Annotated in this window: 10 protein-coding genes and 1 CRISPR repeat array; all 10 genes read right to left on the bottom strand. The window is 41.2% G+C overall.

Features of this window, described 5'->3' with window-relative positions; translation table 11 throughout:
• Positions 1-2: 2 nt before the first annotated feature.
• Positions 3-1007 (bottom strand): purine-cytosine permease family protein, encoded by a 1005-nt coding sequence (locus tag LG211_RS10670; RefSeq protein WP_269477482.1) that lies wholly within the window; start codon positions 1005-1007, stop codon positions 3-5.
• Positions 1008-1018: 11 nt separating this feature from the next.
• Complete coding sequence (locus tag LG211_RS10675; protein WP_148396285.1) at positions 1019-1240, bottom strand: hypothetical protein; 222 nt, start codon at positions 1238-1240, stop codon at positions 1019-1021.
• 1572 nt (positions 1241-2812) lie between these two features.
• A CRISPR array of direct repeats spans positions 2813-4428; the repeat unit is 30 nt; unit sequence CTTTATATTCCAATCTGGTACTTATTAATT.
• Between the two features lie 228 nt (positions 4429-4656).
• The gene (gene cas2, locus LG211_RS10680) at positions 4657-4935 is read right to left on the bottom strand and encodes a CRISPR-associated endonuclease Cas2 (protein WP_269477483.1); all 279 of its coding nucleotides are present in this window, start codon (positions 4933-4935) and stop codon (positions 4657-4659) included.
• Between the two features lie 29 nt (positions 4936-4964).
• Positions 4965-5957, bottom strand: a complete 993-nt coding sequence (gene cas1b, locus LG211_RS10685; RefSeq protein WP_269477484.1) for a type I-B CRISPR-associated endonuclease Cas1b — start codon at positions 5955-5957, stop codon at positions 4965-4967.
• Positions 5958-5970: 13 nt separating this feature from the next.
• Positions 5971-6471 (bottom strand): CRISPR-associated protein Cas4, encoded by a 501-nt coding sequence (locus LG211_RS10690; RefSeq protein ID WP_269477485.1) that lies wholly within the window; start codon positions 6469-6471, stop codon positions 5971-5973.
• Positions 6472-6483: 12 nt separating this feature from the next.
• The gene (gene cas3 / locus LG211_RS10695) at positions 6484-8694 is read right to left on the bottom strand and encodes a CRISPR-associated helicase Cas3' (protein ID WP_269477486.1); all 2211 of its coding nucleotides are present in this window, start codon (positions 8692-8694) and stop codon (positions 6484-6486) included.
• A gap of 14 nt (positions 8695-8708) precedes the next feature.
• Positions 8709-9806: a CRISPR-associated protein Cas5 gene (cas5, locus tag LG211_RS10700; RefSeq protein ID WP_269477487.1), complete on the bottom strand. Its 1098-nt coding sequence runs from the start codon at positions 9804-9806 to the stop codon at positions 8709-8711.
• Between the two features lie 11 nt (positions 9807-9817).
• The gene (gene cas7i, locus LG211_RS10705; RefSeq protein ID WP_269477488.1) at positions 9818-10702 is read right to left on the bottom strand and encodes a type I-B CRISPR-associated protein Cas7/Cst2/DevR; all 885 of its coding nucleotides are present in this window, start codon (positions 10700-10702) and stop codon (positions 9818-9820) included.
• A gap of 1 nt (position 10703) precedes the next feature.
• A complete protein-coding gene (cas8a1, locus tag LG211_RS10710; protein ID WP_269477489.1) occupies positions 10704-12092 on the bottom strand; it encodes a type I CRISPR-associated protein Cas8a1/Csx8 in 1389 nt (462 codons plus the stop codon).
• A 12-nt stretch (positions 12093-12104) separates the two neighbouring features.
• Positions 12105-12824 (bottom strand): CRISPR-associated endoribonuclease Cas6, encoded by a 720-nt coding sequence (gene cas6 / locus LG211_RS10715; RefSeq protein WP_269477490.1) that lies wholly within the window; start codon positions 12822-12824, stop codon positions 12105-12107.
• Positions 12825-13157 lie beyond the last annotated feature (333 nt).

Raw genomic sequence — 13157 nt, forward strand, 5'->3', positions numbered from 1 at the left:
GATCAAACTGAATACGCCGACAATTTTCCCCAGGATACTTTCTGCAGCAGCTTCGTTCCTTTCAGTCCCAGGCAAAGGGCATACGTATCTGTTGCAGCCGAGGTAATGTTTGCGATGGCGATAAAAAGCAGTGCAAGAACGCCCAGTGTAACGCCTGACAGTTTGAGCATCCAGGTTGTCGGATCATCGGTACCAAGGGTCAGACATGCCGCTGTTCCCACTGCTGTTGCGATGGTCGCCGCCAGTACCAGACCGACCAGGTTGGCCCAATATGCGGCTCTTGAAGTTTTGCATAATCTGGAAAGTCCGCCCATCTCAGGCCACCAGGACAAGCCTGCGCCGAAATTTAACTCTACGATTACCAAAAAATTCACCCATTTGCTCGGATACGGGGCTGTCGGTTCTGCCGCTACGATATTTTCCCATCCGATATTCACCGTCAAAACGATAGAGAGCATGATAATTACTACGATCATCATCGGCGCCACAATGTTGTTGAACTTCTTAATAACGACCGGCCCTTTCCAAACTACGAGAAACATAATGAACACGCAGATGATGGACATAATCGTGGTAAAGGTGTAGCTCATGCTGTCTGCGTGAACAAATGCAGCCGTAATATTGGAGATGGATCTTCCGAACATGGTGGACAATACAATAACCCATCCTACGATGAAGATTGCAACACACCCCAAAATAAAGTTCTTCCCCTTGACTCCCATGAAACTGATACAGCCTGAATATCCATCGATGCCGTATTTTGAGCTTGACAGACATGGCATCCAGGTCATTACCAGCACGGAAATCATGTTTCCTGCCAGGGTTCCCCAAAGACAGGTCCAGAATCCTGCAAAGGTTGCCATCGATGCACCGATCATGAAGCACCAGGACGCAATGGCCAATCCTACATTTACACAGGAATTGTCAAAAATATTATATTGTCGTTCCCCTTTTAAAATCGGCAGCAATCCAAACTGGGATTCTTGATTTGCATTAAAATTTGCCATTTTCCTTCCTCCTACATGTAAACTCCTAATTTGATGGCGTAATACGCAATGGGCAATACGGTTCCTACTGCGATCAGGATCCAAGTAATAACCCAATCCATTTTGGTCAGTTCCGGAACGACCGACCCGGTGGTCTCAATTTCAGCAATCCGCCTGCATAATTCCTGTTCAATTTCAGGCGCCGTACCGGTACGCCCTTTTAATTCAGCGTACACATCGTCATATCCTTTCATTCTTCGCCTCCTGTTTCTTTTTGTAAGAACAAAGTCAGCTTCGTCGATTCTTAAAAGAAGTAGACTTTGTTGATACTCCGGAAAAATCGCTAACGATATTTCCTACGTAATAAAAAATAGACAATAGCTTATCCTGCAATGCCTTGCAGCCATCTAACCTTATTAAAATCTATCAACCAGTTGTAATGTAAAGCAGTATTTTTAAAATTAAATTGCTTTTTATCGTTATCAATTTGCTGTTTTTGGAGGTAGAATATAGAGTTTAATAATAATTTTCTATGAAATTAGAGCGAAAAATGATGTACATTCAAGTTGGGTTCAAGATGGTAATTCGTTCCTTGACAGAGCAGGAATGGGAAGAAGCGGTCAAGCTGCAAAGAGCATCCCCTTGAAAATATGAGGTGTTCAAAAGAGAGAGATTAATGCTTAGAGATTAGGTGAACGGGAAGGAGCACAGTTATTGGAAGATGTTGATGCTGGCAGGCTTAACGCAGCAATCAAAACGGCTGATGCAGAAAGCATTGCTGATATTTTATGTAAATTATGATTTCCATAATCGCCGTGCTTTCCAGCGCTTCCGACCTCATCTTCTTTATTATTTTGTACCAAATGGTGTGGACGATGGCAGAACGGGCATCGTTTAATATATCCTTTATTTAAAATCTGGGTTTTCACAACAAAGAGAACCGAAAACTATACCTCGACGGGAATTTTTTGTTGATGGCTTCTGGCGTACTGCCTGATGATTGCATATCCTTCATGTCTCAGCTGAAAAAACTGACACCTGTGGATGTCATTAAGGATTGGGACTAAGCGATAGGGATGGGTTTGTAGGGGGTAAGATACAAATTTCTGTCATCCGAGAGCTAAGTCCAAGCATTCGAACTCAGCAAAACAATCGGCAGTGGGTGCGTGCGGCGACGGAAAGCAACGGGCGACAAACGGCGACAGCAAGTAACCTCTTAATGAACATCCACGATCAATATCTTTTGAGAAAAGGTCGTTTTTTTATATTTTATCTCGAGCTATCAGCCTAACGGGATCGTGCCATCCATGAAACTATCAAAATTCACCAGCAAATCATTAACAATTGACAGTTTTTAAGTAAATTCCCCCTCGTTAGTTTAAAGTAGTATCAATAAAAATGAAAATTATTGACCAAGCTGACCTTTTAGCCAAGCTGCATCAGGTTGTAGGCTCAGGCTAACGAGCCGCCCTACGTGTGGACGCTGCTGTTTATCTCCCCATGTCATTGGTATTAGAACTGCTTAAAATATAATATTAGCCGTCTTTTACGCATTTATGCGCACGCTGTTATTAATGACCATACTGAGTTTCCTTTGGACGCATCTCAATTATGCCAAAATTGCCTGGCTACGATCTCATCCTTTAATCGTGCGAATTATATTCTAAGCTGGAATTTATTTCATGTTAAAATTGCAAAAATAGGAAGATTATAATCTGATTTACATTCCAATATGATATATATTAATAGGGAACATCTTAGCTTGTACACAAAAATGACCAAACTTTATATTATATTAGTGATCTGGAGGGAATGAACTATCTGAAGTTTAAATTCCAATCTGGTACTTATTAATTTGAGACAAGACGCAACGACCCAGGGTGGCAACGGTCTTTATATTCCAATCTGGTACTTATTAATTTTTTCAATCTCAGAAAGCTGCATTTCTTCTTCAAGTCTTTATATTCCAATCTGGTACTTATTAATTTATTGCACTAATTGTTATAATTGCAGCGGTCATATTCTTTATATTCCAATCTGGTACTTATTAATTCGGTCTATGTCGGCGTGGCTCCGGTGCATCTTGTGAGCTTTATATTCCAATCTGGTACTTATTAATTTTGCACTGTCGTGCAAATTTATCGTTGGAATTTCAACTTTATATTCCAATCTGGTACTTATTAATTTGAATCATCACCATGCCGGTTGGCGTGATAGACGATCCTTTATATTCCAATCTGGTACTTATTAATTTGAATCATCACCATGCCGGTTGGCGTGATAGACGATCCTTTATATTCCAATCTGGTACTTATTAATTTTGCACTGTCGTGCAAATTTATCGTTGGAATTTCAACTTTATATTCCAATCTGGTACTTATTAATTTTGTCGGTGTTGTCGATGATGTCAGTTCCGTAATTCTTTATATTCCAATCTGGTACTTATTAATTGTTGATATCCCAGCTGAGTTTGCTGTGTATCTGGTTACTTTATATTCCAATCTGGTACTTATTAATTCATGGACCATTGAAAGCCCTCAGCGTTCTCCCAATCCTTTATATTCCAATCTGGTACTTATTAATTTTAAGCACCGTCTGACGCACGCTGGAGCTGTCCATACTTTATATTCCAATCTGGTACTTATTAATTTCTGCCTCGCCCGCCGGCGCTGAATCCTGGTCATGCTTTATATTCCAATCTGGTACTTATTAATTTGGTATCGTTGATGTTTTTCAGCAGGTTTTGTATCCTTTATATTCCAATCTGGTACTTATTAATTTGAAGTTGCGTCATGTTGGTGCTAATCATCAGCTCAACTTTATATTCCAATCTGGTACTTATTAATTCGTCATAGGCCTGGTCGATTGTTCTGATTCTCTTCACTTTATATTCCAATCTGGTACTTATTAATTTTTTATACCGCCAGGACGGCGGAGAAAGGAATTATCACTTTATATTCCAATCTGGTACTTATTAATTCAAGTTTGGCTTGAAAAATTGGTTTCTTAGTCCATCTTTATATTCCAATCTGGTACTTATTAATTGGTTTTTAGTTTTGCGGTATCCTACAAGCGAAGGTCCTTTATATTCCAATCTGGTACTTATTAATTTCGGGGAGGAAACGGAAGAAGGCATGTTCCTGATGCCTTTATATTCCAATCTGGTACTTATTAATTTGAAGCTCTAATCCCTTACTGGCAAAAGTACAATCTCTTTATATTCCAATCTGGTACTTATTAATTAATATCCGAATGGCGCAAACAACTCTTTTTCTTCTTTCTTTATATTCCAATCTGGTACTTATTAATTCGTAGACACTATGAGGCTTTGTAATGTCAATAGCAATCTTTATATTCCAATCTGGTACTTATTAATTGGAGAGCAGCCGATCAGCAGCAGCCACTCCGGTGGCTTTATATTCCAATCTGGTACTTATTAATTCCATAGCTCTAAAACCGGCTAATATCAATGCTTTTCCCTACTCTTTTTGTCGACCCATAACTTTTCACTTTCAATGTTTCAAGATTAGCTGCATATAAACTAGTCATTATGCGTCTGGATTTGAATAATCGAAGCATTGTCGACCCCCGGGCTTTTTTACACGATCACAGGTCGACAAACTTTCACCATTCTTAGATTTCGATGATTTTGTCCCTGTTGAATCATCCCTCATAAGAATTTAGAGGTTTTATCATCCTCTTTTCCCCAAAATTCCTTACTCAGCCACTTTTGATCCCTGCTGGAGAACACGATCAGGGAATCTTTCTCTTTTCGCAGTAGCTTTTGCAGTTCCAATTTTAAAGCCATGATTTGCGATTTCGTCATGTCCCCTTCAAATACGGAATTTTGAATGTGGGATAAATACTTCTTACAGCATTTAAACACTTTGGGTAGGATTTTCTTTCCTTCATCGTCAACAACAATATCGTATACCAAGATAATGTACATTCATCATTCCCCCTTTACAACCTGCCGAATTACCACCAAATCTCAAATCCAACATACTCTTTTTCTCCCAGCAAATGCTTGATCAATTTGTAGGCTTCCAGGCGGATCAAATATTGATAGGATACCGACCTTCCCAGCTCCTTGTGCTTAATCGTTTTCTTCATGCGCTCGTCCAATTCCGACAAAATCAACTGAGAAGCCTCTTTCTTTAATTTGAGCCCGTCCAAATCAGCCATAAAGCTATTGTCCGTGATCTGTTTTCGATTGAGCAAAGAAAAAATCAATCGGTCGCCAATCAGCGGTTTGAAAATTTCCGCCAAATCCAAACAGAGAGAAAAGCGCCTTGTCCCTGGTTCATGCAAATAACTGATCGTTGGATTTAGTTGGGTATGATAAACTTCTGTCAATACCTTTGTATAAATCAAAGAGTTTACAAATGAAATCAGACTGTTGATGCGATTATCAGGCGGATGCATGACACGCTTTTCAAAATCAATATCCGGATCAATGATCGTTTCCCAAGTGCTATAGTAAATCTTGCGAATATTCCCTTCGATCCCCATCAAATCTTTTATCCCCAACTGCCTATCAATTTGGCCGCGAAGATGGTCGATCTGTTTCATTGGGAGCTCCAGATCCTTTCCTCTCCCATTATAATAGCGCAGGTTCCGATAGATATTCGCGGAGGCTGCCTGAATGAACCTTTTTGCTAAATCAAGCCGTATTTCAAAATCCGAATAAGCTTCCACCTGCTTCACCAAAAGCCGTCCGGCCAAAAGCTGTTCCCTTGGATAAAAGCTTCCTGTATAAAACTGATAGTAGTTAAAAAAGTGTAAAACAATCCCATTTTGCGCGGCAAAGTTTAAAAGTTTCGTGTTGATGGTCATTTCAGACATAATATAGATGTCCTCGATCTGCTCAACCGGTAGATCCCGTTTCTCGCCTTCGCTGTTGACAAACTGTAAGGTATTGTCCTTCCTCGAGAGCTTGCCATTTGAATAAATATAATAGCTTCTGTTCATATCACACCTGCTTTTAAATAAAACACAAATCAAAATATGCGCACGATTTGCAAATGTTTTTTCTCTTCGCCTCATCCGGCAAGGGCTGCCCAATAACGTTCCTTATATCTGCAAGGACTTCTTCCATCTCCCGGATATCCTCATCCTCAAGCTCAACGGCAACGGATTTTTTCAAAAGAGGGTAATCAATCTTTCCAGTCACACCTTCCAGGCCCTTCATCCTCAAATAATACAAATAGTATTTTACTTGCCAGACAGAAGCTTCTTCTATCTTCTTACTCTTCTTAACTTCATGTAAAATATTGCTTTCCCGGATAAAATCAATGTTGATCGTCTGGTCGATATTCATGTGTTTGTTCTCTCTGCCATAAGAAGATTCGTCCAGGATCTTTCCAATTTTGACCGCTTCATTGCCCTGCTCCATTTGAATCTCATTCTTGAAATACCACAGTTTTCGTTTACAGACGAAATAGTAATAAACCATGACGCCAGTAATTCTGCTATCATCATCCATTTTTAGATCTCCTTATATAAATGGGTCTGGAGCTGCCTTTTTTTCACGCTTTTTTATGCCCAAGCCCTGCTCCTTTGTATATTCACAATCGAGAATCGGCAACTTTTCTTTTCTGCTGAGCGCGATTTCACCGAACGTTTCCGATTGTTCATAACGATACCGCTGTATGGAAACGGTATGCTGATAAATGGCATCGCGAATGTGAGCTCTCTCTTCAATCGACAAACGCCCCTCTTTCAATGTTTTTTGTTTTTCCGTAAAGAAGGGTTCGTTTGCTTTATACACTGGGCCGGGAATGACGGTCACAGACTGAATATTCCGCAGCCTTGCCTCTCTTTCATCCTTTTCTCCAACATACAAGTCCTCGATGTAGTCATAAATTCGCTCATATTCTTTCTTATAGTCGCTGTTCTCCAGCTTTTTTACGGAAAGAGCCTGCTCAATCATGGCAGTCTTTTCCTGTTCTGTGAGAATGCCATCTACTGCTAAAAGCGCGTCTCTGGAACACTGAAAAATGGTTTCGTCCACGTACTTCATCACAGCTCCCTGCTTTTCCAGATAAACGTAACAATTATATTGGTCTATCGGCTTTTCTGCTTTGCGGTTACAGCGCCCCAATCTCTGGAAAAGAGAAAACAGATCCATTAACTCTGTAAAAAGATAATCAAAATCAATATCCAGGCTGGCCTCGACAATGGACGTGGCTACCCAAACCTTTATTTTATCCCCACCTTCTCCAGTTTTACCGTCTTGTAAAATATTGCTTTCTTTTTGCTTTCTATCTGCGAGCGTAAAATTACTATGTAGGAGATTGACCTCCGCATCCTGTTCATCAAGTTTCTTGGACAATTGCTCATACATCTGCTGCGCGATTTCTATGGAATTGCATACCACTAAAATACTGTTTCCCCGGCAATGGCCAGCTTTCATCTTCTCAAACAAATCCGTTATATCTTCTGTATTCAAAGCCTTATCGAGCACCTTTATATTATGGCGGTCTTTCCCTTGATGGGAAAAATCGGCTTCCACAAAGTCGCCCTCTAATGCCTCCGCAAGCTTCTGTTTGGCAAAGGGCGGCATGGTTGCAGTGAGCACCGCTACTTTTCCGCCCATCTGTTTGATCCATCGTACACCAAAAACCAGGTAAGCCAACAGCTCTGGATTGTATACCTGGATTTCATCGATCACGATTTTCGAGTATGACAAGGTGGCCAGCTTGTACTCATAGCCGGGATACTTATACACGAAATTAAAGAGCTGGTCCAACGTGCATATGGTAAGCGGCAGCGCCATCTGGCGGCTGCGGGTATAATATTCCAAAGGGTCCTCTGAACCATCGATTCTTTCCTTCTGATTCAGGTAATAACTGATCGTGTCTGCGTGCAGCAAAGCCAGACATTCGTCCTTTTTCCCTCGTATGATCTCCTCTTGAATCCTGTCATACATGGCGTTTATGGCTGTGCGCAGCGGCAGCACAAAGAAACCTTTGTTGTTGCCGATCCACAGAAGCGCGGCCTCTGTTTTGCCCATTCCGGTGGGCGCTGTTATGAGCAAATTCTCATCTTTATGCTCCAGGCAAAATATTTGAAGATCCTTCCAGTCTGCCTTTGTGTCGTTACTTTGCCATCTTTTCAGCAAGGCATCCATGTCCTGTTCGAGAAAATCATGGGGATATTCGCAGGCGATTCCCGCGCTGGCGCTGTAGTCGCATCTGTGCAAAAGGCCTTTGACTAAAATGGCGTCAGGGTGGCGCTCTCGCAGCACTTCATAACATTCTGCATCCTTAATAAATAAATCTTTTTTTATATATTCCTGATATGGCTCCAGGAGCGCATCGATTAAATCACTCTTTTCGCTCATGTTATGTGAGATACTATCACGGCAATGATGATATAAAACCGCTGCGGCCACGATATAATAATCTTCCATATTGTTGAATTCATCTTCTCCAAGAAAAAAATAGGACAGAATATTGTGCGCTACTTCTCTCGCCTCATTGAAAGGGTATCCCTTTTTTATTCTTCTTTGAAACTCTCCAATAATTTTTCCATAATCATGGTGCTCACATGCAATCAGCAAAAGTTCCGCAACGTGGTCACTGCGAATACAGCCCAAATCAATTAGATTTTGGGCTGCATGTTTTACTAGATCTGTGTGTTCTCGAATTGATTGCGCAGGTTTCGATTTAGCTAAGGAATCTTCCAATAAGTGGTCTGGCAGCATTTTATTTCCTTCCTTTAAATAAAATTGACAATATAGGCATCTTTTTGCTCACTTCCGAAACAATCCAGAAAAATATCACTGTGTGAAGTTCCCGCTTTTACATAGTAATTAGAGGTGTAGACAACCGCTTTCTTGTTAAAAATCCTTTTTCCATCCACAATTTTATAATCCTTGTTTAGAAAGTACCTCGTCCCTTGAGCTACTCCTCCAACATCCCGTTTCTGTTCCCAGATCAAACGTTCATCTACTGCTTTTGTTGATATGTATCCATGGTATAAGCTCTTAGCAGCACGTTTCACTTCTTTCAATTCCACCAACTCCGCCTCCAGGACTTCCACCACATCTTCACTTCGCCCAATGGCTTTTAAGTCATAGATATGCTCCAGGATATCCTGCAAAACCTGGCTCTCCGCTCGCACATGGATTACCAGCTCCACTTCAGTCAAAATCTCATAATATTTGGGGCCCTTCGTCAGGGTACGAAAATGAGAGTAGGGGATTGTATAGTTCTGCTCCTCATATTCTTGCAGCCTATGTTTCACTCGTTTGTCCAGTGCTGTAAGTTCTTTCTCCCTATTTTTTATTTGAGCTAGTCGTAACGCATCATCTTTGTAGGTTTTCTTGCGTTCCTTCAAAGCAGCTTTCAGCTTTTTCAATTTGGGCTGAAAACTTTCGGCAATGCGTTCTTTCCGAAAATCCGAAATCTGCTTTTTCAAATCCTTCAAGTTACGATATTCCTGCAAATATGCCTCATTTTTTACTTCAATCGTAACCCCTTGGTAAAAATCATTTCCTTGTGACTTTTTAGCCTTGGCGACTTCCACATAAGCCGTTGAAAGCAGATCCGGATTTATCATCTTCACTAAAATACCGCGATCATTTTCCGTTCTGTTTAAGAAACAATGATCTGTATAAACTTTCTTTTTCAGCGCACCGTAATTGCCCTGAATGCTGAGGTCCATAGGGTGATATTCCCTGTATCCGCAGGCTTTATGGAGAGCGCCAATAACCGTGGAGAAGGGAGGGAGCGGGTAAGTCATCTTGTTGTCCACCGTTTCCTCACGCCTGTAATTGGCGGTAGCTTGTCTCAGCTTTAATCTTACTGCTTCCATAAGCGCTCTCCTTATATCCCATAGTAGGATTTGACTTGGCCTGACAACGTGTCAAAGAATTGTTTCATGGAAACAGGGTTGAGCTCTTTTACGATCTGATCTTCGTTGACAAAATTGTCCCCTCTGAGGAGCGCACACTGAAAATCTTCTGACAGTTTATCTTTTAAATCTTCTGTGATGGAAAGGGCGCCATTTTTTACTCGCACAACATTTTCAAAATAATGGGTTTTCCGATTGGACATTCCACCGACGATAAAGAGGGGTTCCGCATTGTCCAGGTTTCCTTTGACCACCAATGACAAATTTCTAACCGCTTCCAGTAAGGCCAGTACGCGATCCGCCTTTTCCGAAGCATCGGCTTCAGCGTTGAAATTTTCGTCTTTTCCCACCATTTCCAAATCAACGGTCAGGCTGTATAGTTTCATGGATTTGTCGTACTCATACTGGTACGGCATCAAACCGGCTTTACCCGCGCCATCTTTATCCTGCAGGTTTACGCCATTGGCTTTCGCATTGTTGGAGGCCAGATACAAGTTGTTGTGGAAACGGGTCTCATTGATAAAGGAATCGCAAGCTACGGCGTCGGTCAAATAGAAGGAACTGTTTCTTATATAGGTAAGGTCTTTTGTTGACATGTACCCGCCTTCTAACGCCCTGCAAGTAGCGGCGTTGACTTTTTCGGAAACCAGCTTTTGCGCAGCTCCATCTACAGATGTTTCAAGGTCATCGTACAAGCCTGCCTGCACACAAATTGCATTTTTCAGGCTTTCGCGGCTTCGCATGGCAAAAACATGCTGTTCTTTGAAAACTTTCTGCACGGAAGATATGTTTCCCAGTCCTTCGGAATAATTGCTGGTCATATTGGCAACGACAGTCATGGTTAATGCTTTTTTCATCTTATTTTCCCTCCTGTTTCTTCTCTTCGCTGTTTGAATCAAGCCCATTGGCAAATGCAAAGGCCACTTCCTTGTTTCCCTCTCCGTCTTCAAACAGAGAATAGGCAAACGGATATGAAATTTCCGCATATGCGGACAGCTGCAGAATAATTTCATTGACCCGGTCGTAATCATGGAAAACAATGGCACTAATCAGTTTTTTTCTGTAGGAATCCAGTTTGTTTTCTTTTTTTTCGCTGCGAAGTTTTTTCACTGTTTTTTCAGCGCAACCCTTAGCTATGTAGATATTCTTTCTTTTGTTTTCCTTTTCCATTTCTTCACCCCACTCTAAATTCAGTTCGATCAATAGACTGATCACAACATTCAGATACCCGATTCCCTTCTTCTCCTTTACTTTGAGCAAGATTTCAATCAGGCTGTCCAGTGACACTTGGTTTATACAGCAATCCACCACCTCTTTCTGCACATCCAGCCAATAATCCGGCGCCAAATCTGTTCTAAAGCGCAATAATGATAGATCCGAAATTTTCCTGAGCGCATCCAGCGCTTGCTTGCGGATGAACAGCGACTCAAAATATTCATGATCCTGGCTCTTACTGATCACTTCCACGTCAAAGTCGATAAAGTCTTGGGCTTTGGCCATCGATTTCAAGAGTATGGTACGAGCTCCCTCTTTCTCTTCTTTGGATTTTTCCATAATCTCCTGCAACTGGTTCGCAGTGTGGCACAAGCTTTTGACCGAACCGTTGTTGTTAATAAAGAAACTTTCGTAAGTATCGGTAAAGGCAAATGGGATCCAGTCAAATTCCTGCATGTCTGTGCCCTGAAAAGCATTTTCCTCAAAGTTAAAAGAAAGGCTTTTGGTTTTCCTTCCTTCGTCTATGGTGTACCCCTGCAATCTGCAATGTGGGTTTCCTTCTGTAAGAAACAAGTTTGTATTGGCAAATTTAGCATACATATTTTTCTTGTTCTTAAAGGAATCTCTAATAATTACTGCCCTGTTTTTTTGCAGGATATCGAGAAGTTCCTCTTGGTTTGTACTGTCAAATTTGGTTTTGACTGTCTTTTTCAAGATGGTATTTCCCTTTAGATTCTCGTTAACGAGCTTGATCTGTTCTTCCGTCCATTCTTCCATGTTTAAAAGACTCTCTGCTTTTCGATGGGGAAAAGCTTGTCCATAATAGGCTTCCGCAAAATCAATGAGCCTTTCTTCTGTTAAATCCTCTTGCTTGTACGCAATTCCTTTCCAGCCATCATATGTATAGTCCATTTCAAAGTCAATCCCCTGCTGCTTGAAGTACCGCACCAGCCCTACGATCGCTGCTGAATACCGCCATTCTGTAGGGAAAAGCGCCGTATCATATTTCTGATTTTCCAGCTTGATTTTCACTGTTCTCCTCCTCTACTTCAATTCCGGCATTCCGAAACCGGCGCTGCATCTGCTCCCAATACCGGCTCTTAAAAGATGGTTCAAGATGGCCCTGTCCCCTTCCAAAAGAAAGTATCCCAGGCTGCATGGAACCTTTCGCTTATAAAATTCCACAAGCGTCTTTTTGCAGTTCACCGGCGTAATTTGAAACGTGCTGCTCAGTTCGTCGGAAAAACCTGCACGGATCAATTTGTTTTTTATTACATAGGTTGCCTTTTCCAGGAAGGTTTCTTCTTCATAGGTATAATACTGATCCCGGTTTTCTTCTCTTGTGTGCTCCCGTACGCAAAGGGGGCTGAGCATTTTTACCATAGCCTGTTTTTCTTTAGTCTCCGGTTCGGGAACTTTCCTCACAGATGTAATCGTCAGCTTGTTTCCATTTTCTAAAGGAAACGGCTTTTTCATCTGCTCCAGAAACGCGGAGAAAAATAGGTAGCCTGTGAATTTTTCCGCACAGGAAAAAAGTAGTTTGCCGCGCGCCGCTTTCAGCTCGATATGGGTCTTATGAAAGGTCGGCTCTGAAAAAAAGACGGCAAAGGTAAAGTCTTTTTCCTGCCCTGGCTCGTAGTATTCTTTCATATGCTTTCCATCATCCGCTTCGGTCAGGCATTTCTTTAAGAGCGCCAGGAACGTGCGGCGGAAGTCTAAGGCAAATTCCTTTTTCTCCAGTACAAATTCAATGGATAATTTCAAATAGTTCACCTCCTTGGTAATGATTTCATCTTTGCTGCGTAAATATTAGATCAAATATTTTTATTATGGCTAAAAATAAAGGAAATTGCAGTTGTTTTTCTGCATTTGTGATGTATAATAAGTATAGTAAGAGAACTAAGAGTTATCTTGGTTCATCCAAAAGAATTAACTGAAGTGTGAACACCACTAGTCTACCAAAACAGAGTGGTGTTCTTTCCTTTTTAACTATGTATTACTTAGACATGTGTCTAAACATAGCTATCGTAAAAGCACATGTAATGCTTTCAATTATTAATCCAATTAGGCCAATAACGACGTTTGTTTACCTTTCTT

The organism is Hominibacterium faecale (assembly GCF_020734085.1).
GTDB lineage: Bacteria > Bacillota > Clostridia > Peptostreptococcales > Anaerovoracaceae > Hominibacterium > Hominibacterium faecale.